The sequence below is a fragment of the Rhodococcus sp. NPDC003382 genome (genome assembly GCF_053589135.1).
The window spans coordinates 1-20,204 of sequence record NZ_JBSFRH010000018.1 but is presented as its reverse complement, the minus strand read 5'-3'; the positions used below and the strand labels follow the sequence as shown (position 1 = coordinate 20,204).

21 protein-coding genes are annotated in these 20,204 nt (G+C 68.8%); 13 read left to right on the top strand and 8 right to left on the bottom strand.

Translation table 11 applies throughout. The features are described from left to right. Positions 1-2: 2 nt before the first annotated feature. Positions 3-437: an SRPBCC family protein gene (locus ACWDUD_RS14215; RefSeq protein ID WP_248674260.1), complete on the top strand. Its 435-nt coding sequence runs from the start codon at positions 3-5 to the stop codon at positions 435-437. Between the two features lie 43 nt (positions 438-480). Here ACWDUD_RS14215 and ACWDUD_RS14210 read toward each other — a convergent pair whose 3' ends face one another. Further along, positions 481-1,221, bottom strand: a complete 741-nt coding sequence (locus tag ACWDUD_RS14210) for an Rv3717 family N-acetylmuramoyl-L-alanine amidase (protein WP_450109705.1) — start codon at positions 1,219-1,221, stop codon at positions 481-483. A gap of 76 nt (positions 1,222-1,297) precedes the next feature. On the opposite strand from ACWDUD_RS14210, the gene ACWDUD_RS14205 reads away from it, so the two are divergent. The 4 genes from ACWDUD_RS14205 to ACWDUD_RS14190 all read left to right on the top strand — a co-directional run bounded on the left by ACWDUD_RS14205 (position 1,298) and on the right by ACWDUD_RS14190 (position 4,398). Continuing rightward, positions 1,298-1,621: a YbaB/EbfC family nucleoid-associated protein gene (locus tag ACWDUD_RS14205; protein ID WP_072813514.1), complete on the top strand. Its 324-nt coding sequence runs from the start codon at positions 1,298-1,300 to the stop codon at positions 1,619-1,621. A 9-nt stretch (positions 1,622-1,630) separates the two neighbouring features. Beyond that, positions 1,631-2,239, top strand: a complete 609-nt coding sequence (gene recR / locus ACWDUD_RS14200; protein ID WP_450109704.1) for a recombination mediator RecR — start codon at positions 1,631-1,633, stop codon at positions 2,237-2,239. Between the two features lie 8 nt (positions 2,240-2,247). Beyond that, entirely contained in the window at positions 2,248-2,841 is a 594-nt protein-coding gene (locus tag ACWDUD_RS14195) for a TetR/AcrR family transcriptional regulator (RefSeq protein ID WP_450109766.1), read from the top strand. Between the two features lie 81 nt (positions 2,842-2,922). Beyond that, complete coding sequence (locus ACWDUD_RS14190; protein ID WP_450109703.1) at positions 2,923-4,398, top strand: MFS transporter; 1,476 nt, start codon at positions 2,923-2,925, stop codon at positions 4,396-4,398. Positions 4,399-4,492: 94 nt separating this feature from the next. Here the strand turns inward: ACWDUD_RS14190 and ACWDUD_RS14185 are convergent, their stop codons facing one another. Together ACWDUD_RS14185 and ACWDUD_RS14180 are read right to left on the bottom strand one after the other, a co-directional pair. Next, a complete protein-coding gene (locus tag ACWDUD_RS14185; RefSeq protein WP_450109765.1) occupies positions 4,493-5,395 on the bottom strand; it encodes an oxygenase MpaB family protein in 903 nt (300 codons plus the stop codon). Between the two features lie 73 nt (positions 5,396-5,468). After that, a complete protein-coding gene (locus ACWDUD_RS14180) occupies positions 5,469-6,977 on the bottom strand; it encodes an aldehyde dehydrogenase family protein (protein WP_197256968.1) in 1,509 nt (502 codons plus the stop codon). Between the two features lie 223 nt (positions 6,978-7,200). On the opposite strand from ACWDUD_RS14180, the gene ACWDUD_RS14175 reads away from it, so the two are divergent. Together ACWDUD_RS14175 and ACWDUD_RS14170 are read left to right on the top strand one after the other, a co-directional pair. Further along, the gene (locus ACWDUD_RS14175) at positions 7,201-7,911 is read left to right on the top strand and encodes a GntR family transcriptional regulator (RefSeq protein WP_197256966.1); all 711 of its coding nucleotides are present in this window, start codon (positions 7,201-7,203) and stop codon (positions 7,909-7,911) included. A gap of 94 nt (positions 7,912-8,005) precedes the next feature. Beyond that, positions 8,006-8,860 (top strand): oxygenase MpaB family protein, encoded by an 855-nt coding sequence (locus tag ACWDUD_RS14170; RefSeq protein ID WP_197256964.1) that lies wholly within the window; start codon positions 8,006-8,008, stop codon positions 8,858-8,860. Between the two features lie 99 nt (positions 8,861-8,959). On the opposite strand, the gene ACWDUD_RS14165 is transcribed toward ACWDUD_RS14170, so the two are convergent. The 3 genes from ACWDUD_RS14165 to ACWDUD_RS14155 are packed head-to-tail and all read right to left on the bottom strand — an operon-like array spanning position 8,960 to position 11,858. After that, positions 8,960-9,436, bottom strand: a complete 477-nt coding sequence (locus tag ACWDUD_RS14165) for a DUF4334 domain-containing protein (RefSeq protein ID WP_197256962.1) — start codon at positions 9,434-9,436, stop codon at positions 8,960-8,962. 11 nt (positions 9,437-9,447) lie between these two features. Next, entirely contained in the window at positions 9,448-10,554 is a 1,107-nt protein-coding gene (locus ACWDUD_RS14160; protein WP_197256960.1) for an NAD(P)-dependent alcohol dehydrogenase, read from the bottom strand. After that, complete coding sequence (locus tag ACWDUD_RS14155; RefSeq protein ID WP_450109702.1) at positions 10,551-11,858, bottom strand: TetR/AcrR family transcriptional regulator; 1,308 nt, start codon at positions 11,856-11,858, stop codon at positions 10,551-10,553. Before ACWDUD_RS14155 ends, ACWDUD_RS14160 begins: the two co-directional genes overlap by 4 nt. A 220-nt stretch (positions 11,859-12,078) precedes the next feature. Here ACWDUD_RS14155 and ACWDUD_RS14150 point away from each other — a divergent pair, with 220 nt between their 5' ends. From ACWDUD_RS14150 to ACWDUD_RS14125, 6 genes are all read left to right on the top strand, one after another. Continuing rightward, positions 12,079-13,065 carry an NAD(P)H-dependent flavin oxidoreductase gene (locus ACWDUD_RS14150; RefSeq protein WP_450109701.1) on the top strand — a complete coding sequence of 329 codons (987 nt, stop codon included), beginning with the start codon at positions 12,079-12,081 and terminating at the stop codon, positions 13,063-13,065. Next, complete coding sequence (locus tag ACWDUD_RS14145) at positions 13,062-13,850, top strand: enoyl-CoA hydratase (protein WP_248674256.1); 789 nt, start codon at positions 13,062-13,064, stop codon at positions 13,848-13,850. The genes ACWDUD_RS14150 and ACWDUD_RS14145 overlap by 4 nt, the downstream gene beginning before the upstream one ends. Positions 13,851-14,114: 264 nt before the next feature. Next, positions 14,115-15,698 (top strand): fatty-acid--CoA ligase FadD5, encoded by a 1,584-nt coding sequence (gene fadD5 / locus ACWDUD_RS14140; RefSeq protein ID WP_248674255.1) that lies wholly within the window; start codon positions 14,115-14,117, stop codon positions 15,696-15,698. A 183-nt stretch (positions 15,699-15,881) separates the two neighbouring features. Beyond that, a complete protein-coding gene (locus tag ACWDUD_RS14135) occupies positions 15,882-16,445 on the top strand; it encodes a hypothetical protein (protein ID WP_450109700.1) in 564 nt (187 codons plus the stop codon). A gap of 46 nt (positions 16,446-16,491) precedes the next feature. After that, positions 16,492-16,920, top strand: coding sequence for a hypothetical protein (locus ACWDUD_RS14130; protein ID WP_450109699.1), 429 nt, complete (start codon positions 16,492-16,494; stop codon positions 16,918-16,920). Positions 16,921-17,021: 101 nt separating this feature from the next. Next, the gene (locus ACWDUD_RS14125; protein ID WP_450109698.1) at positions 17,022-17,861 is read left to right on the top strand and encodes an alpha/beta fold hydrolase; all 840 of its coding nucleotides are present in this window, start codon (positions 17,022-17,024) and stop codon (positions 17,859-17,861) included. Between the two features lie 10 nt (positions 17,862-17,871). On the opposite strand, the gene ACWDUD_RS14120 is transcribed toward ACWDUD_RS14125, so the two are convergent. Next, positions 17,872-18,585: a type 1 glutamine amidotransferase gene (locus ACWDUD_RS14120; RefSeq protein WP_450109697.1), complete on the bottom strand. Its 714-nt coding sequence runs from the start codon at positions 18,583-18,585 to the stop codon at positions 17,872-17,874. Next, a complete protein-coding gene (locus tag ACWDUD_RS14115) occupies positions 18,578-19,831 on the bottom strand; it encodes a Mur ligase family protein (RefSeq protein WP_197256944.1) in 1,254 nt (417 codons plus the stop codon). The genes ACWDUD_RS14120 and ACWDUD_RS14115 overlap by 8 nt, the downstream gene beginning before the upstream one ends. Positions 19,832-20,204: the final 373 nt, after the last annotated feature.

Below are 20,204 nucleotides of genomic sequence, written 5' to 3'. Positions count from 1 at the left end.
CAATGGCGCAGGTCAGCGCAAGCAGTTCGATTCAGCTCGCGGCGGCTCCCGAGCGTGTGCTCGCGGCCCTCGCGGACTACGAGACGGTGCGACCGCGCATCCTCTCCGACCACTACACCGATTACCGGGTCGTCTCGGGCGGTCAGGGCACCGGAACCGTCGCGCGGTGGAAACTGCACGCCACCGAGAAGCGCGTCCGCGACATCGAGGCGAAGGTGTCGGTGTCGGGCAGCACGATCACCGAAGAGGACGCGAATTCGACGCTGGTCACCACGTGGAGCGTGGTGCCGAACGGCACCGGGTCGACCGTCGTGACGCTGACCCAGTGGAAGGGTGGGAGCGGCATCGGCGGCTTCTTCGAACGCACCTTCGCGCCGCTCGGGCTGCGCAAGATCCAGCAGCAGGTGCTCGAGAACCTTCGTCGCGAAGTCGACTGACAGCAGGGTTCGACGGGGGTCGGTCGTCACCCGAGGAACGCCGTCACCCGAGGAACGCCGCGATCCCCGCGACGACCGCACCGGCCAGCTGAGCGCGGCCCGCGGGATCGGCCATGCGCGCGGCGTCGCCGGGGTTGCGCATGTTGCCCACCTCGACGAGCACGGACGGGCGCTGCGACAGGTTCAGGCCGGCCAGGTCGTCGCGGCCGAGCAGCCCGTCGGCGCCCAGATAGGTCGACGGCGTGGCTCCCGCGGCGAGCAGTGCGTCGCGGATCGACGTCGCCAGCGCGACCGACGGTCCGGCCTGCACGTCGTTGAGCGGCGGCGCCGAGTAGTTCACGTGGAAGCCGTGGGCGTCGGCGGCGGCGCCGTCGGCGTGCAGGCTGACCGCGGCGTCCACCCCGGCCTCGTTCGCTTCGATCGCACGCCGATCGACGCAGCTGCCGACCGAGCTGTCGTCGGACCGGCTCAGCAGCACCCGGGCTCCGAGCGCGACGAGTTCGTCGCGGACCAGCTCCGCCAGCTGCCAGTTGAAGGTGTGCTCGGCGTATCCGTCGTCGGTGGCGGTCCCGGTGGTCTGGCAGTCCTTGGTGCCGCCGCGTCCCGTGGGGACCTGGGTGGTGAGGGTGCCGTCGTTCGCGCCGCTGTGCCCCGGGTCGAGATAGACGGTGCGGCCGGCGAGCGGGCCGCTTCCCGGTTGCGCCGGCGCCGGGCCGCCCCCGGCAACCAGCACCGCAGCAACAGCAACTGGGACGATCCATCCCGACCACCGGCGCGCACGCATTCCGTCACGGTACCGGCGAGCGACTACGCTGGCGGTGGAAACTTGCTGAAAGGACGTGCTCGTGCAGCCCGGTGGAATGCCCGATATGCAACAGCTCCTCGCCCAGGCCCAGCAGATGCAGCAGCAGCTGATGTCCGCGCAGGCCGAGATGGCCGAGGCGGAGGTGACCGGTCAGGCCGGTGGCGGCCTGGTGACCGCGACCGTCAAGGGCACCGGTGAGGTCGTGGCCGTGCACATCGACCCGAAGGTCGTCGACCCGGAAGACGTCGAGACGCTGCAGGATCTGGTGGTCGGTGCGATCGCCGACGCGTCCGCGAAGGCACAGGAGATCGCCGCGGAGAAGCTGGGCCCGTTGGCCGGCGGTCTCGGGGGCGGTATCCCGGGCCTGCCCGGGTTCTAGAGGACCGGCGTGTACGAGGGACCCGTCCAGGACCTGATCGACGAACTCGGGAAACTGCCGGGCGTCGGACCGAAGAGCGCCCAGCGCATCGCGTTCCACCTGCTGTCGGTGGAGCCGCCGGAGATCGACCGGTTGCAGGCGGCCCTGCAGAGAGTGCGCGACGGCGTGCGCTTCTGCGAGGTGTGCGGCACGGTGTCCGATCACGAACGGTGCCGGATCTGCGCGGACCCGCGGCGCGACCGCACCCAGATCTGCGTGGTCGAGGAACCCAAGGACGTGCAGGCCATCGAACGCACCCGGGAGTTCCGCGGCCGCTACCACGTGCTCGGCGGTGCGCTCGATCCGCTCAACGGGATCGGACCGGACCAGCTGCGCATCCGCGAGTTGCTGACCCGCATCGGCAACCAGGAGGACGGCGTCGACGTCACCGAGGTCATCATCGCAACGGACCCGAACACCGAGGGGGAGGCGACGGCGACGTATCTGGTGCGGATGCTGCGCGACTTCCCGGGCCTGACCGTCACCCGGCTCGCGTCGGGTCTGCCGATGGGCGGCGACCTCGAGTTCGCCGACGAACTGACCCTCGGCCGGGCATTGTCCGGTCGCCGGACGCTGTAGCCGTGTCGGTGCCCAGGGAGACGGCGCCGACGGAAGCGGGAGCGCCGGAACACCGCCGCCGCCGGACCGCCGAGGAGACCCGGAAGCTGATCGTCGACGCGGCCGGTGTCGCGTTCGCGACCCGGCCGTACCGCGAGATCACGCTCAAGGACATCGCCGAGGATGCCGGGGTCAGCGCCTCGCTGATCATCAAGTACTTCGGCTCCAAGGAGCAGTTGTTCGAGGAACTGATCGATTTCCACAGCGGCGCCGAAACACTGTTCGACGCGCCCGTGGAACGCCTCGGCGAGCACATGGTGTCGTTGCTCGCGCGACCGAGCGAGCCCTATCGGCCGCTGTCGATGAACATCCTGTTCATGAGCGGGACGAGCGAGGAGAGCAACCGCACGCTGCGGGAGAACTACTCGACGCAGATGATCGACGCGCTCGCCGCGCGTCTGCCCGGCCCCGACGCGCGGCTGCGGGCGGAGCTGGCGATGTCGATGGTGATGGGACTGGCGATCATGCGGCGCCGGATGATGCGAGAGCTCGCGACCGGGACGGTCGACGACGTGCTGCCGTTGTACGCCCCTCTGGTGCAGAAACTGCTCGACGGCGAGTGAAAAAGCTCTCACACCTTGTGAGGTAAATGGCCGTTCACCTACAGTGGTGAACAATTATTTACTACAGGCAAGGAGTTTCTGATGACTCAGGCATCGGTTCTCCCCTTGCGCATCCGATTCCCGCGCACAGACCGATTGTCCTCACCGGTAGTTGCACCTTCCCGCACGACCGCCCCCCGCGGCGGTTCGTCGCGTTTCGTCTTCCCGATTCTCGCCGTCGGCGCGGTCTTCCAGGCCATCATGCAGACGGTCATGGTTCCGCTGTTGCCGAGCATGCCGGCCCTGACCGGTGCCAGCGCCACCGCCGCGTCCTGGCTGCTGACCACCACACTGCTGGTCGGCGCCATCATGACCCCCATCTTCGGGCGCCTCGCCGACATGATCGGCAAGAAGCGCATGCTCGTCACCGCGTTCGCTCTCATGACGCTGGGCTCGCTGATCTGCGCGCTGACCTCGGACATCGGACTGCTCATCCTGGCCCGCGGGTTGCAGGGCGCCGGTGCGGCGGTGCTGCCCATCGGCATGTCGATCCTGCGGGACGAACTGCCCCGCGAACGCGTCGACCGTGCCGTCGCCGTGCTCAGCGCGACCCTGGGTATCGGCACCGCCGTGGGTATCCCGTTCGGCGCGACGATCGTGGAGTTCGCAAACTGGCACGTGCTCTTCTGGGTGACTTCCGCGATCGGGGCCGGGGTGCTCGCCGCGGCCACGATCTTCATCCGCGAATCCCGGACTCGCACCGGCGGCCGATTCGACGCCGTCGGCGCCGTCGGTCTCACCGGTGCCCTGGTGTGCCTGCTGGTGCCGATCACCCAGGGCAGCACGTGGGGCTGGACCAGCCCCGCGGTGCTGACGATGTTCGCGACCGCGGTCGTGCTCTTTCTCCTGTGGGGTTGGCAGCAGCTGCGCAACCGCAACCCCCTCGTCGACCTGCGGGTCTCGGCCAAGCGCGCGGTCCTGGTCCCGCACCTGACGGCGGTCGTCGTCGGTTTCGCGTTCTACGGCAACACGCTCATCACCACCCAGTTGCTGCAGGCCTCGCCCGAACACGGCGCCGGCTACGGGCTGACGATCCTGCAGGCCGCGCTGTGCCAGCTGCCCGCGAGCTTCGCGATGATGATCTTCGCGCTCGTCGCGGCGCGCGTCGCGGACCGGTTCGGCGCACGCGTCGCGATGTTCACCGGTGCGCTGTTCCTCATCGCGGGATATGCCGTCCATGCCGTGCCGGACAAGCCGGTCTGGACGGTCGTCGCCGCGGTGTTCGTCGCCGCGATCGGAACCACCTTCGTCTACTGCACGCTGCCGCTGCTCATCCTCGGCGCAGTCCCGGCCACGCAGAACGCCGCCGCCAACGGCGTGAACGTGCTGCTGCGCACCGTCGGCAGCACCGTGTGCAGCGCGACGGTCGCCTCGATCCTCGCCGCGTACACCCTGGCCGGCGGGATCTCGGGCACCGGATTCACGCTCGCCTACCTCGCGTGCGGGGCATGCGCGGTGATCGTGTTCGCCGCCGCCTTCGCGCTGCCGGCACGCGGGCGTCGCAGCAGCATCGCCTGATCACAGCGAACAACCACTCGGCCCCCGTTCCGCCGTCCGATTCGATCGAGCCGGCGGAGGAACGGGGGCCGGGTGGATTCGGGATCCGGCCGGATCAGTGGTGTCCGACGCCCAGATCGCGCGGCCGGTAACCGACCGGGTAGCCCGGATACGTGCGGTTCTGCGGGTTCTTCGCCGACACCGACGCCCGGCGCTTCGGCAGCAGGCGCACCAGTGCCGACCGCGCACGCAGTGCCGACTCGGCGATCGCCCGCGACCGCGGCGATCCCTGCTTGAATCCGAACGCCGTCGCCATCTGCTCGTCGATCAGCGCATACACCGCCGACGCGACGACCGGCCGGAGCACCGACGGGTACCACGACTCGAACAGCCGCAGCGTGTACGTGCCGATCTTGTTGTTGGAGTCGCTGTAGACGAACTTCGTCCGCTCGTACTCCGTCTTGAAACGGTGGAACTCCTGGAAGGACTCCGGGATGTCCTTGATGCCCATCCGGATACCGACCTGGCGGTAGAAGTGGAACGAGGCGAGGCGCTCGTTCGGATGCAGCCGCCGCCAGCCGTACCGGTCGATCCAGTCCAACGGGTCGTAGATGAACGTCGACAGGACATACAGCATGTCGTCGTTGTCGATCGTGTACATCCCGTGCATCCGGTTGATGTTGCGCAGCGACTCGCGGCCCCGATCGGAGTCGTAGCCGTGCTCGATCAGCTCGGCCATCAGCAGCGACGTGTCGTCGTACCGCTTCTGCGGTCGCTTCTCGAACTCCCCGGTGCGCGCCAGCAAGTCGGAGATCGTCGGCACGCAGTAGGTGCGGAACAGAGCGAACTCGAGCGAGCGCTGGTAGTCCCACGGGAACTCGTAGCCCGCCGTGATGCGCATGATGTCCTGATGGTGGGTGACGGGGTCGAGACCCTCGATCACCCTCAGCCACCCGAGGCGCCCGCGCTTCGGATGCGGATCACGATCGGGCGCAGGGAACGAACCCGCCTTCTCGATGCGGGCCGCGGGCACCGCCGCGACCGCGGGCTTGCGGGTGCGGCGGGTGGACGGACGTGTCGTGGTCACGCGATCACCGACCGTGCATGTACTTGAGCATGGCGGCGGAGATCTTCATGTCCCGCTCGGACCGCTCGAGCGACATCAGGTTCAGAGGAGCCTTGAACTTCTCGACCGTGACGGCCTTCGGGCGGCTGAACTCGCGCAGGCCGTCGGCACCGTGGATACGGCCGAAACCGGACTCGCCGATGCCACCGAACGGCAGCGACGGGATGCCCGCGAAACCGAGGACCGAGTTCACCGACACCATGCCGTTGTTCAGGCGTTCGGCGATCGCGCGACCCCGCGACTTGCTCTTGGTGAAGATCGACGCGCCGAGACCGTAGCTGGTGCCGTTCGCGCGCTCCACGGCCTCGTCGAGGTCGCGCACCTTGTTGACGACGACGGTCGGGCCGAACGTCTCCTCACACACCGCGCTGGACGTCTCCGGCACGTTCGTGAGGATCACCGGCTCGACGTACCGCTCCTTGACGGACTCGGGGCCGCCGACGACGGCGGTGCCGCCCTTGGCGAGGGCGTCCTCGACGTGGCTGCGCACGACGTCGATCTGGCGCGGCAGGGTCATCGGGCCGTAGGTGGAATCGTCCGTGCCGCCGGGGACGGCCCGCTCGACGGCCGCGACGAACTTGTCCAGGAACTGCTGGTAGACCGACTCGACGACGTAGACGCGCTCGACGCCGGCGCAGGTCTGGCCGGCGTTGCCGAAGGCACCGAACGCGGCGAACTGCACGGCCTTGTCCAGGTCGGCGTCCGCGGCGACGATCATCGCGTCCTTGCCGCCGCACTCGGCGACGAGTGGGGTGAGGGTTTCGGCGCACACTGCCATGACCTTGCGGGCGGTCGGGCCGGAACCGGTGAACGCGATCTTGTCCACGCCGGAGCGGGCGAGTGCCGCGCCCGTCTCACCGAGACCGGTGATCACCTGGAAGACCGGCTGGGTCGGGGCGATCGAGTTCCACTTGGTCTCGAGCCACTTGCCGACGCCGGGCGTGAGTTCGCTGGGCTTGAACACGATGGCGTTGCCGGCGGCGAGGGCGTACGAGATCGAACCCATCGGGGTGTACACCGGGTAGTTCCACGGCCCGATGACGCCGACGACGCCGAGCGCCTTGTATTCGAGCGTCGCCGCCTGGTTGAAGCTCGCGAGGCCGGACGGCACCTTGCGCGCCTTGAGAACCTTCTTCGCGTTCTTCGCCGCCCAGTCGAGATGCTCGATGGCGAGCATCACTTCGAGAAACGCGTCGCCGTGCGGCTTTCCGGTCTCGGCAGAGACGACGCTCGCGAGCGAGTCGGCGTCCACCGCGATGGCCTTCTTGAATTCGAGCAGCCAGTCGCGGCGGCCGCGGAAGCCCTGAGCGTCCCACCAACGGGCGGCGGTCCGAGCGCGTTCGACCGCGCCGGCGACGTCTGCGGTGGTGGCGATCGGATATTCGGCGAGCACATTGCCGTTGCGCGGATCGAGGCTGGCGAACGTGGTGGCCGCCTCTCCTGTCGTCTCGGTGGGGGTCAGTTCCTGGGTCATTGGCGCCGCTTCCTTGGCCGAGCGCATCACATATATTTGATGCGATTCCTGGTAATGCGTTTCACACTAGGCTGCGCGTCCCGCGTCGACAACCCCTCGTGGGCAGGTGTGGCCGTATTCGCCCGATCCGGGAGCGCGAAAAGGCGAAATGACAACCGGCCACGCCCTATTCGCCTGTTGCCCGCGATCGGATCGTTGCGCGAGAGAAGGATGAGGAGAGGCGATGGCTGCACCCACACGCACGTCCCGCGGCACGGGATCGGCGCGACGGCCGCAACTGTCCGACGAGGTCGCGGCGCATCTGCGCGGGTCGATCATGTCCGGTGAACTCCGTCCCGGCGACTTCGTCCGGCTCGACGAAACCGCCTCCGACCTGGGCGTCAGCGTCACGCCCGTGCGCGAGGCGCTGCTGACGCTGCGGGGGGAGGGGATGGTGGAGTCGGTCCCCAACCGCGGGTACGTCGTCGCACCGTTCGGGTCCGGCGACGTCGCCGACGTCTTCTGGTTGCAGGGGCGCATCGCGGTGGAGCTGGCTCTCCGCGTCGTCGATCGTGCGAAGGAGGCCGATCTCGATCGCCTGGACGAGCTCAATCAGGCTCTGGCTGCGGCGGTTTCGTCGTCCCGGGGTGGGGATCCGGACGTCGAGCGAATCGCGGATGCCGAGTTCGTCTTCCATCGGGAACTCAACCGCCTCGCGCACAGTCCGAAGCTGGCCTGGTTCCTCGGCAGCGCCGCCCGCAACACCCCGTACCGCCTCTACGCAGGGGATATCGGGTGGGGCGAGCGGGCCGTCGAATCGCATCGGCGCCTGATCGCCGCTCTGCGTACCCGCGACCGCGACGCCGTGCGAGGCGAAACCCTGTCCCTGTTCGACGACGCCGCGAAGCGCCTCGTGACGCATCTCGAGCGCGTCGGTTTCGGGTCCGCGGAGTAGGGCCGTTCGACCCCTTGTGAAATCTGCACACACCCGTGCACAATATTGGGTGACCGTGTAGCACTCGGAATTTCGCTGAGAAGAGGACGAACCGATGGGGACCCGTACGGAAGAGCGTGTCGAAACGTCTGCGCCGGAAACGCCGGCGGCGGTGCCGCCGATCCCGCCCGGCTCGGTGAACCTGAACGACTTCGTCGGTGAGTCCATGCTGCTCCTCGGTGCCGGCGCCACCGTGCTGCTGCAGCTCGCCGAGCGTGGGGTCGGGTACGGCGTCGCCGACCACAGCACGACCCTGCAGCGGCCGCTCGACCGTCTGCGCACCACTATGACCTACGTCTACGCCGTCACCCTCGGCACCGAGGAGGAGAAGAAGGCGATCGTCCGGCTGGTCAACAAGGCCCACGTGCCGGTGCGCTCGGAGACCTACAGCGCATTCGATCCCGAGCTGCAGTTGTGGGTCGCGGCAACGCTGTACCGCAACGGTCTGAACATGTACGAGCGCTTCTTCGGGAAGCTGTCCGACGCCGACGCCGAGCGCATCTACCGGCAGTCCGCGGTCTACGGCACCGCGCTGCAGGTCAAGGAAGAGATGTGGCCGGCGACCCGGGCCGAGTTCGACGCCTACTGGGACGAGAAGATCTCAACCCTCCAGGTCGACGACAAGGTCCGCGCGTACACCCGCGTGCTGCTCAGCGGCGGCGACTCGCCGTTGCCGGTGCGCCTCGCCATGCCGCTGCAGCGGTTCCTCACGATCGGCCTTCTGCCGCAGCGTATCCGGGACGAGTTCGCGCTCCCGTGGAGTCCCCGCGACCAGCGCCGCTTCGACCGTCTCATGGCCACGATCGGAGCCGTCTACGTCAAGGTGCCCCGTCCGATCCGGCAGCTGTCGGCGACCTACTACCTGCGCGACATGCGCCGCCGCTTCGCCGCCGACAAGCACATCATCTGATCGTCGGACGTTGCGCTCGCCTCGGCGAGGTCCCGCGCACTACCGGGTAACGGGAGTCGACATCCGGTCCGGCCGGATGTCGGCCCCCACCAACGGGTTTCAGAGAGCGACGTCGCGCTCGAGGCCGAACCAGTAGTGCTCGCCGTTGTCGAAGACCAGCCGGCCCTTGCCGTTCATCACGCCGATCAGCGTGTCGTCGTCGACCTTCTTGAAGTGGTCGAAGATCGGCATGCCGTCGTACACCATGGTCGCGGTGACCTCACCGCGGAACCGCACCTCCCACAGCGACGCGCCGCCGCGACCGGTGGCCTTGTCGGAGAAGAGGTTTCCGTCTTCGTCGTAGCACAGCAACGGCTGGGCGCTCTCGGCGGAGGCGAACGACTTGCCGTACCAGCGTGCCGCGCCCAGCATCTGGTGCGTGTGGTGACCGGTGTCGAAACTGAATCCGCGCCACCGATATCCGACCAGATCGTCGATCGTGGCCGGTTCGAGTCGGTCCCACACCGCGTCGAGTTCACGCGGATCGATGCGATCCGTGCGGGCACGCAGGGCCGCGACGTCCTCCTGGACCGTCATCCCAAACTCCTTCACTGTTCGAATGTCAGTACCGCTTTGACGACTTCGCCCGCCTCGACCGCGGCGAGTGCGTCGCCGAACTTCTCGAACGGGAACGTCCGAACCAGCGCGTCCACCGGGAACCGGCCCTCGCGCCACCACCGGGCGAGTTGTGGCAGGAACACGTGCGGATCGCTGTCACCCTCGATGACCCCGGTCAGGGTGCGACCGCTGAGCAGGTGCGTCTGGTCGACGGTGATCGGGTTGCGTCCCGCGCGCAGGCCCAGCGTGGCGCACGTTCCGGGACTGGCCAGCGACGACAGCGCCTGCCGGATCACCGTCTCGGACCCGACCGACTCGACCGCGAAATCGGCTCCGCCTCCGGTCAGTTCGCGGATTCGTCGCGCCGTGTTCTCGTCCGGGGACAGGACGGTGGTCGCGCCCAGTTGCCCCGCGACGTCGTGCCGCCGCGGATTCGGATCGATTCCGACGATCGTGGTGCATCCGGCGATCTTCGCCGCCGCGATCGCGGCCATGCCGACCGCACCGAGCCCGAACACCGCGATCGACGAGCCGGGCTCGGGTCGCAGCGTGTTCAGTACCGTGCCGGCGCCGGTCTGCAGGCCGCAGCCGAGGGGCCCCGCGAGCGCCACCGGCACGTCGTCGGGCAGGCGCACGGCGTTGCGCGCGGTCGCGACCGCCAGCGACGAGAACGACGACTGCCCGAACCAGTTGCCGTGGACGGGTTCGCCCGCGGCGTCGTGCATCGTGGTGCTGCCGTCGGGTCGGCGGCCCCCGTAGTTGAGGGGTGCGAACCGGGTGCAGTAGGCGGGTCGACCGCGGCTGCAGTTGCGGCACGTACGACACGAGTCGAATCCGAGGACCACCGCGTCGCCGACCGCGAGTTCGGTGACCTCCGAGCCGATCTCGGCGACGATGCCGGCGCCTTCGTGCCCGAGCACCGCGGGCAGCGGCAGGGGAACACCACCGTCGGCGGCGGTGAGGTCGGTGTGACAGATGCCGACGCCCGCGATGCGCACGAGCACTTCGTCGGGGCGCAGGTCCGGGACGGTGACGGTTTCGAGGGCGGGGGCGCTGCCGTGCGCGCGCAGCACCGCCGCGGTCGCGGTGCGGGTCATGCGCCGGCCTGCCCGGTGTTGTCGCCGAGCAGGACGGCAAGCATCAACTGCTGCACGCGCTTCAGGTTCGACGGAGCCGGATCGAATCGCACGAGCCGGCCGCTGTCGAGGACCAGATTGAGGGCCGCGTGGACGAGGAAACGGCACTCGACCGCGGACAGTTCGGGCCGCACCTCACCGACCAGGCGGGCCCACTCGTCGACGTGCAGCCGCTGCACGTTGCGAAGGTCCGCGCGATGGGAGTCGGGCAGATTCCCGATCTCGGCGAAGTACACCGACATCAGCTCGCTGCGTTCGAACGCCAATCGCACGTAGACCTCGGTGAGCGCGTCGATCGCTTCGGACGGAGTCGTGGACTCGGCGAGGGCCGAACCGACGGCGACGGCCAGCCGGTCACCGGCCCGGTGGAAGGCCGCGGCGAGCAGATCCGCCTTGCTGGCGAAGTGCCGGTAGACGCCGGAGGCGTTGATACCCGCGGCCGCACCGATCTCCTCGATGCTCACCTCGTGGTACCCGTGGGCATCGAACAGGAGGATCGCCTCGCGCAGGAGCACCTCACGCCGGTTGGCGACCGCGAGTCCCGGACCCCGCGTGGGCTCGTCCGTCTGCGGCTCGTCCGGCTCGAGTTCGGTGCCGATCACGGCATGGCACGCGCCGAGCAGCAGCTGCTCGAGTCGGCGGCTCGCGAGGGGAGCCCGATGGGCGGTGATGGAGCCGATGACGCTGAGCACCGCGCTGCTGAGCAGCACGTAGTCGGACCTGGCCAGGCCGGGCCGGACCCCGGCGATCGTCTCGCCGATGCGGCTGTTGATGTCCCGCATCATGCGGTCGATCTCGGCGCGGTCCTCCTTCGTGAGGTACCGCCGATCCCAGCGGTACAGACCGCCGGTGCGGCGGTTGTCGATGGAGGTGCGGATCGTCGCGAGCAGCTGCCGGTCGAGTTCGTCCTGCGGACCGAGTCCGGCGGCGTCGGAGTCCGGATCGGGCGCGGCCACGGCGGCCTGCAGTGCCTCGGTCAGTGCGGTCACCGCGTGTAGGAACAACGCGTACTTGTTGGGGAAGTGCCGGTAGAGCGCGGGACCGGAGATGCCGACGGCCGCGGCGATCTCGTCGACGCTGACCCCGTGGTATCCGCGTTCGCTGAACGCCTCGGCCGCGACCGTGGCGATCTGCGCCTTCCGGTTCTTCGGGCGGCGCCGGGGTGCGGGCCGGTCGGGACCGTCGGCACCCTCGGGTCCTGCGCCGCCGCGGGCGGCTCCGCGGGTGCGGCTCGGGCGACTCTCGACCTGTGCCTGTTCGGCCACAGGGCCTCCTCGCGTTCGGGGTCTCTGTCTCTAAGGTAACAATCCTACTCCACGCCCGACAGCATCAGGAAGCACCCGAACTTCGGGAAAACTGCAGTACACAACGTATTGACAAAGCGCGAGGCGAGAATCAAAGTTAATGGCGATTCTCAGATTTAGTGACGGGCGGGCTGTGCGTCCCCGCCCTTCCGACGACATTGCGCGGATCCCGGGAGGACCTGTGAGAACCCGATTTACCGAGGCGTTCGGCGTCGAGCATCCGATCGTTCAGGGCGGCATGATGTGGGTCGGCCGCGCCGAACTCGTCGCCGCGGTGGCGAACGCGGGGGCGCTCGGATTCATCACCGCCCTCACCCAGCCCACACCCGAGGATCTGGTGCGCGAGATCGCACGGACCCGCGAACTCACCGACAAGCCGTTCGGCGTGAACCTGACGATCCTGCCGTCGATCACGCCGCCGCCCTACGCCGAATACCGGCAGGCGATCATCGAGTCGGGCGTCAAGATCGTCGAGACCGCCGGGTCGAACCCGGTGGACCACCTGCCGTTCTTCAAGGACGCCGGCATCAAGGTGATCCACAAGTGCACGAGCGTGCGCCACGCCGTCAAGGCCGAGCGGGTGGGTGTCGACGCGGTGAGCATCGACGGTTTCGAGTGCGCCGGCCACCCCGGTGAGGACGATGTGCCCGGCCTCGTGCTGATCCCCGCCGCGACCCGCAAGCTCCGGATTCCGGTGATCGCCTCCGGCGGTATCGCCGACGCCCGCGGTCTCGTCGCGGCACTCGCACTCGGCGCCGACGGCGTCAACATGGGGACCCGGTTCATGTGCACCGTCGAGTCGCCCGTCGCGCACGCGGTCAAGGAGCAGATCGTCGCGAACAGCGAACTCGACACGAAGCTGATCTTCCGCACCCTGCACAACACCGCACGGGTCGCGGCCAACGTGGTCAGCGCCGAGGTAGTCGAGATCGAGTCCCGCGGAGCCGAATTCAAGGACATCCAGCACCTGGTGGCGGGCGCCCGGGGTCGCAAGGTCTTCGAGGAAGGCGACATCGACGCCGGCATCTGGACCGCCGGGCAGTGCCAGGGCCTGATCGACGACATCCCCACCGTGGCGGAGCTCGTCGAGCGGATGGTCGCGGAGGCGGAATCGATCATCGCAGGTCGCCTCACGAGCTTCCTCGATCCGGCGGCGGTGCAGGCGTGACCGGCGGCGGTGAGGCGGCCGTGCAGGGCCTGCGGTCGGAGCTGATCGACAACGTTCTGTGGCTGACGATCGACCGGCCCAAGCGAATGAACGCGGTCGATCTCGCCACGATCGGCGCCCTGCGAGACACCGTCGACGCGGCGGGCGAGAATCCGGACGTCCGCACAATTGTCATCACGGGCGAGGGCACGGCGTTCTGCACCGGCGCGGATCTGGCTGCGGGAGCGGAGAACCCGTCCGATCCGGCGGTCACGATGGACACCGCGAACGCATTGATCCGCTCCATCGCCACCGTGCCGGTTCCGGTCATCGCGGCGGTCAACGGACCGGCCGCTGGATTCGGGGTGTCGATCGCCATCGCCGCAGACTTCACGTACGCCGCCGAGAGCGCGTACTTCTTCCTCTCCTTCGTCAACGTCGGCCTGATGGCGGACGGCGGGTCGAGCCTGCTCGTCCCGGCGGCGATCGGGCGGGCCCGTGCAGCCGAGATGGCGTTGCTCGGCAACCGGGTCTCCGCGGCGGACGCCGACCGGTTCGGTCTCGTGGGGAAGACCCTGCCGGACGATCAGCTCCTCGACCACGTCCGGACGGTCGCGGCACGGACCGCGGCGGGACCGCGACGCGCCTTGGCCCTGACCAAACAGGCGCTGAACGCAGCGACGCTCGGTGCGCTGGACGAGGCACTCGAACGGGAGAAGGCCGGCCAGACGGAGCTGCTGACGTCCGCGGACTTCTTCGAGGGTGCCACCGCGATGCTGCAGAAGCGACCCCCGCGTTTCGCCTGAAGACCGACGATGCACTTGTCACCGCTGGTTCGCGGTGTGCTCCGGCGGCCCACGCTACCGGCGCACACCGCTCTGGCCAGCGGATTACGAGATGCTGCGGGCCGCAGTTCCTCCGGAATCACGTGCCCGTGAACGTCCGAAGAATTCGAGAATCCACGTTAACAAAGGGCCTGGCGCAGACCCCTCGGCATCTGTAATGTGTGTCACAACGTAACGGTGCCGACCTCGCCGGTTCGCTCCCCGTCCCCTCGAGAGGAACAGTCGATGACCGCTACCTCCGCACGCTCGGAGTCCACGCGCTTCCGCAACAACAACTGGAACAACCAGGTCGCCCGCCACGCCCTGATGATCCCCGAGCGCACGGCGCTGCGATTCCAGGGTGAGTCGATCACCTGGGCGCAGCTCGACGAGCGGGTCGACAAGCTCGCCGACGCACTGTCGCGGCGCGGCGTCGGTTTCGGCGACCGCGTCATCATCCTGATGCTCAACCGCCCCGAGTACCTCGAGACCGTGCTCGCCGCGAACGCGCTCGGCGCGATCGCCGTACCGGTCAACTTCCGGCTCACGCCGCCCGAGGTGGCATTCCTCATCGCGGACTCCGGTTCCAAGGCCATCGTCGTGGAGGGACCGCTCGTCCCGCTCGCCGATGCGGCGCGTGCGCAGTCGGAGGGCCTGGACCTGGTCGTCACCGTCGGCGCGGACCCGCAGGGCGACGCCGTGGCCTACGAGGATCTCGTCGCGGAAGAAGGGGAAGCGCACGAGCCCCTGGATATTCCGAACGACACGCCCGCGCTGATCATGTACACCTCGGGAACGACGGGCCGGCCCAAGGGCGCGGTGCTGACGCACTCGAATATGGAAGCACAGTCCCTCACCTGCATCCGCGCATTCCACAACTTCGGTGACGACACGATCAGCTTCTGTGCGTCGCCGATGTTCCACATCGCCGCGCTCGGCTCGATGGCCCCGAGTCTGATGCTCGGTCAGACGACCGTCATCTACCCGGTCGGCGCGTTCGACCCGAACACGCTGCTCGACGTCCTGGAGGCCGAAAAAGTCACGAGTCTGTTCCTCGTTCCGGTGCAGTGGCAGGCGATGTGTGCTGCGCAGCAGGCGAATCCGCGCAAGCTCTCGCTGCGCAACATCTCCTGGGGAGCGGCACCGAGTTCGGACACGATCCTGCGGGCCATGGCCGAGACCTTCCCGGAGGCGTCGAACGTCGCCGTGTTCGGGCAGACCGAGATGTCGCCGATCACGTGTGTTCTCAACGGCGAGGACGCGATTCGCAAGCTCGGTTCCGTCGGCCAGGTCATCCCGACGATCCAGGCTCGCGTCGTCGACGACGAGATGAACGACGTCGCGCCCGGCGAGGTCGGTGAGATCGTCTACCGCGGACCGACCATGATGCGCGAGTACTGGAACAACGAGGCTGCGACCGCGGATGCGTTCGCGGGCGGCTGGTTCCACTCCGGCGACCTCGTGCGCGTCGACGAAGAAGGCTTCGTCTACGTCGTGGACCGCAAGAAGGACATGATCATCTCCGGCGGCGAGAACATCTACTGCGCCGAGGTCGAGAACGTCCTGTACGGCCACGAGAAGGTGCTCGAGGCCGCGGTGATCGGCCGTCCGGATGCCAAGTGGGGTGAGGTTCCGGTCGCGGTCGTCGCACTGGCTCCCGGCGCCGACGATCTCACGATCGAGGAACTGCAGCCGTACCTCGACGAGAACCTGGCGCGCTACAAGCACCCGAAGGAAGTGGTGATCGTCGAGGCCCTGCCGCGCAACGCGAGCGGCAAGGTCGTCAAGCACGAACTGCGTGGAGGACTCTCGGCCGTCGTGCAGGGCTGACGGTCGAGTTGGGGGGCACATGGCGGGGGGAGCCGTGTGCCCCCGGTCGGGGGATGGTCGGGGGGATTTCGGAACACGACGACAGGGGCATCGTGTCCGGACCGGGGGGGCAGCGGTCAAACCGCTGCCCCCGGTGTCGAGTTTCAAGAAACGGCGGAAATCGCTGGAAGGACTGCGCGACTGATGGCAACGACGGATACGTCGGACGGCAAGGCTCCAGAGGTGACAGCACCCTTCGAAGCGATCGAGGTTCCCGAGCGGACGTCGACCAAGGCCGGTTCGGGCCGGCAGTGGATCGTGAGGGGCCTGGTTCTCGTGCTCGCGATCGCCGCCGGGACCTTCGCCGTGCTGTGGTGGCGGGCCGAGTCGGCGGACCGGTTGCGCACCGAGGCACTCGACAGTGCCCGCGAGTACGCGATCACGCTGGGCACCTACGACTTCCAGAGTTTCGACGCCTCGCTCGCCGCGGTCACCGAGATCTCCACGGACGAGTTCGCGGCGAAATACAACACGGTCGCCGGCGAGCTGCGGTCGCTGGTGGAGAACGGACAGGGCAGCTCGGTCGCGCGCGCGGATCACGCCGCGGTCGAAACCGTCGACGGCGACCGCGCGACGGTCCTGGTGTTCCTCGACCAGGATGTGAAGAATGTGGCCGTCCCGGAGGGGCGCACCGACGCGACACGGTTCCTGATCACGCTGGAACGTGACGGCGACCGGTGGCTGCTGGACGGTGCCGACGCGAAGTGACAGCCCACGGCGAGAGCCGTGAGCGGGGGGAGGGGGAGCCGACGTGGTGGATCAGACCAGGCCGAACGATCCGAGCCGGCTGCGGCGTCTCACCGCCGCAGCGCTGAACGCCGACGCGACGATCGCCCGGATCGACGACGTCTCCGGCGGGATCGCGGCATCGCTCGACGAGTTCAACCGGGTGCTCGCCTCCTTCGATTCGAGGCTCGGGGACTTCGAGACCGTCGTCGATCGGCTCGGTGGCTCGATCGACAGGGTCGACGCGACGCTGGTCGGCGTCGAGAAGATCGTCGGCACCGTCGAGTGGCTCTTCGCCCCGGTCACGGCCGTGCGCGAGCTGGTGCAACGGCCGGAAGTGTCGGCGCTGGCCGATCAGGCGATCGCGGCCGGAAATGCACTTGCGCTCCCGATTGTGACGCGCGTAACATCGTTGGTGCGAATCGAGCAGACGTCCGAGGACGACAGAGGCTCGTGAAGCAGAGATCCGGCCCGGAGTTCGCGTAAAGCGAATATTCGGGCCGAACCCCTGTTCAGGGGCAGTTCGCGGTTCGGGGGCAGATCGCAACGGGGGGCCGGATGCCGGAGCGCATCGAATCGTTCAGCAGGGCGGGACTGACCTTCGACGTCCGCGACCAGGGACCGCTCGACGGCGAACCGATAGTGCTCTTGCACGGATTCCCGCAGGACGCCCGCTCGTGGGACGGGGTGGCACCGTTGCTGCACGCCCGCGGGTACCGCACGATCGCACCGGACCAACGCGGCTACTCGCCCGACGCGCGCCCGCGCCGGCGCCGTGACTACCGGCAGTCCGAACTCGTCGCCGACACGGCGGCGCTCATCGACCGGATCGGGCGGCCGGTCCACGTGGTCGGACACGACTGGGGCGCGGTCGTCGCGTGGGCGACCGCCGCCCGTCATCCGCACCTGGTGCGGTCGCTCACCGCCGTGTCGGTGCCGCATCCCGCCGCGTTCGTCCGGGCGCTGGGCACGAGCCTGCAGCTGTTCCGCTCCTGGTACATGCTCTTCTATCAGCTGCCCTGGCTGCCCGAGCGGTTGTTCGCCGACGAGAAGACGGCACGCCGGGTGCTGCGGCGCAGCGGCCAGCCGGCGAATGCCGCTGCCCGCGACGCGGCGCGACTGGCGGATCGTGCCGCGGTGCGCGGAGGTCTGAACTGGTATCGGGCGTTGTCGGTGTGGTCGCCGCGCGAGGCCGTCGGCCGGGTGCCGGTGCCCACGCTGATGGTGTGGAGCGACGGCGACTTCGCGATCGGACGGTCCGGCCCCGCGGCGAGCGGTCGCTGGGTCACCGGCCCGTTCCGGTTCGAGACACTGCCCGGTGTGAGCCACTGGATCCCGGACGAGGCCCCCGAAGCGCTCGCCGAGCTCGTCGTCGAGCACCTCGGCGGCCGGGGCTGAACCGGTCCGGTCAGTTCGTCCGCAGGCGCTCGCGGCGCAGCTGTTCGACCTCCGGGAGATCCAGCGGTGCCAGTGCGTCGACGCCGAGCGCGCGCGCCAGCAGCAGATCGGCCAGCTCCGGGTTGCGGGCCAGCACCGGACCGTGAAGGTACGTACCGAACACGGAGCCCTGCACAGCGCCTTCGAGGCCGTCGCCGACACCGTTGCCGATGCCGCGGGTCACCCGGCCCAAGCCCCGCGCCGACGATCCGAGAGTCGTTCCGCCACGGTGGTTCTCGAATCCGGTGAGCGGCTGTGTGAGGCCCTCGACGGCGGGGGAGATCACGATCTCGCCGATCGCGCGGGTCTTCTGCGGTGTGGTGGTCACGTCGAGCAGGCCGACACCGTCGACGCGTTCGCCTGCAGACGTCTCGTACCAGTGGCCGAGCACCTGGATGGCCGCGCAGATCGCCAGCACCGGTGCACCGCGCTCGGCGGCGCGCTGCAGGCCCGGGTAGCGCAGCAGGTGCCGGGTCGCGAGCCGCTGCGCCGAGTCCTCGGCGCCACCGAGCGTGTACAGGTCCATCGAATCCGGCACCGGATCCTCCAGACCGATGGGGACGATCTCGGCGTCGTACCCGCGCATCCGCAGACGTTGCCGCAGCACGAGGGCGTTGCCGCCGTCCCCGTAGGTGCCCATCACGTCCGGCAGGACCAGGCCGATGCGCACGGTCGACTCAGGCATGTGCAGATCCCTTCGCGAGCGCAGTGTTCAGATCCCGGAACGCGGTGTAGTTGGCGAGTACCTCCACCCGGCCGGGAGGGCAGGACGCGATGGCGCGCAACGGATCCGGCACCAGTGTGTGTTCGACGCCCGCGTAGGTGAGGCGGACCCCGAGATCGGTTCCGCGTTCACCGGACGCGACGACCTGCACACCGTCGAAGTGCTCGAACCGCACATCCCAGAGCCACGACAGATCCTCGCCGTCCGGCACCTGACCGTTGACGGCGATGACGAGACCGTCGACGGTCGGGTCGATCATGGACAGCGCTTCCTGCCAGCCCGCGGGGTTCTTCGCCAGCAGCATGCGCACCGAATGCGGGCCCACCTGCACCGTCGAATACCGGCCGGCGACCTCTTCGACGATCGAGGCCGCGGCGACCGCCTCGGCCGGATCGGCGCCGAGCGCGACCGCGGCGGCGACCGCCTGCGCGGCATTGCCGCGATTGGCGCGACCGGGCAGGGTCAGTTTCATCGGCAGCACCAGCCCGTCCGGGCCGTACAGGTTCTCGTCGTCGACCCACCAATGAGGCTGGGGCCGAGCGAAATCGGAGCCACTGCTGTACCAGTGGTCGCCGTCTCGGACGATGGGCTCGCCGGAGCGGGGACAGCTGACCGAGTCGTTGGCCCAGCCGGCACCCGCCGCCACCCACACGACGTTCGGGTTGTCGTAGGCCGCGGAGGTGACGAGGACGTCGTCGCAGTTCGCGACGATCACGGCATCGGGATGACGCTGCAGACCCGCCCGCAGCTTGCGTTCGATCATGTTGATCTCGCCGACGCGGTCGAGCTGGTCGCGGCTGAGATTGAGCAGCACGATCGCCTGCGGATCGAGTGCGTCGGCGACGTGCGGTGTGTGCAGCTCGTCGACCTCGATCGCGGCGAGCGGCGCGGTGAGGTTCGAGGCGAGGGTGGAGACGATGCCGGCGTCCATGTTCGCCCCGTCCGGCTGCGTCGCGACGTCGTCGAGAGTTGCGAGCGCGGCCGCGGTCATGCGAGTCGTGGTGGACTTGCCGTTGGTGCCGGTGACGAGCACCGTTCTCCGGCCGTGACCGAGCTGCTTCATCAGCGTCGGATCGATCTTCAGGGCGATCAGCCCGCCGATCATCGAGCCCTTGCCGCGTCCGGCCTTCTGCGACGCCCACGCGGCTGCCTTCGCCGCGCGCAACGCCAACCGGCCGCGCGTGGTGATTCCAGTGCTAGTACCCACCCCGGCGAGTTTTCCACAGCTGCGTTCGGGCTGCGGAGCCGAGTGGTGTACGTGCGGTCACACCGCGACCGGACGGACGGAATCGCTCACAGACCGGCCGTGGGCGGGTTCGAGCGTGTGCCGCGCGTGCTCCCCTGGAGTCGCACGCAGGGATCGAGGGGGAGACGGCCGGCGGAGATGAGTTCCGTGCTCGAGGACGAAACGACCGGGAGCGGGGCGAGGAGCTGCCGATCGCCTCGCCCGGTCGGTGCCGGCACGTGGAGCGGCGCTCCGCGCCGGTGTGCCTTTGTGGGGGGGGCGCCCCCCCCCACACCCCCCCCCCCCCGCCCCCGCCCCTTGTTATTTTCGATCTCTAAACCCTCCTGGACAACAA

Coding starts and splice junctions, on each gene's coding strand:
- ACWDUD_RS14210 (WP_450109705.1), bottom strand. CDS start 1,221: ATGCGTGCGCGCCGGTGGTCGGGATGGATCGTCCCAGTTGCTGTTGCT.
- ACWDUD_RS14170 (WP_197256964.1), top strand. CDS start 8,006: ATGGGGACCCGTACGGAAGAGCGTGTCGAAACGTCTGCGCCGGAAACG.
- ACWDUD_RS14175 (WP_197256966.1), top strand. CDS start 7,201: ATGGCTGCACCCACACGCACGTCCCGCGGCACGGGATCGGCGCGACGG.
- ACWDUD_RS14215 (WP_248674260.1), top strand. CDS start 3: ATGGCGCAGGTCAGCGCAAGCAGTTCGATTCAGCTCGCGGCGGCTCCC.
- ACWDUD_RS14165 (WP_197256962.1), bottom strand. CDS start 9,436: ATGACGGTCCAGGAGGACGTCGCGGCCCTGCGTGCCCGCACGGATCGC.
- fadD5 (WP_248674255.1), top strand. CDS start 14,115: ATGACCGCTACCTCCGCACGCTCGGAGTCCACGCGCTTCCGCAACAAC.
- ACWDUD_RS14135 (WP_450109700.1), top strand. CDS start 15,882: ATGGCAACGACGGATACGTCGGACGGCAAGGCTCCAGAGGTGACAGCA.
- ACWDUD_RS14180 (WP_197256968.1), bottom strand. CDS start 6,977: ATGACCCAGGAACTGACCCCCACCGAGACGACAGGAGAGGCGGCCACC.
- ACWDUD_RS14160 (WP_197256960.1), bottom strand. CDS start 10,554: ATGACCCGCACCGCGACCGCGGCGGTGCTGCGCGCGCACGGCAGCGCC.
- ACWDUD_RS14120 (WP_450109697.1), bottom strand. CDS start 18,585: ATGCCTGAGTCGACCGTGCGCATCGGCCTGGTCCTGCCGGACGTGATG.
- ACWDUD_RS14190 (WP_450109703.1), top strand. CDS start 2,923: ATGACTCAGGCATCGGTTCTCCCCTTGCGCATCCGATTCCCGCGCACA.
- ACWDUD_RS14125 (WP_450109698.1), top strand. CDS start 17,022: ATGCCGGAGCGCATCGAATCGTTCAGCAGGGCGGGACTGACCTTCGAC.
- ACWDUD_RS14205 (WP_072813514.1), top strand. CDS start 1,298: ATGCCCGATATGCAACAGCTCCTCGCCCAGGCCCAGCAGATGCAGCAG.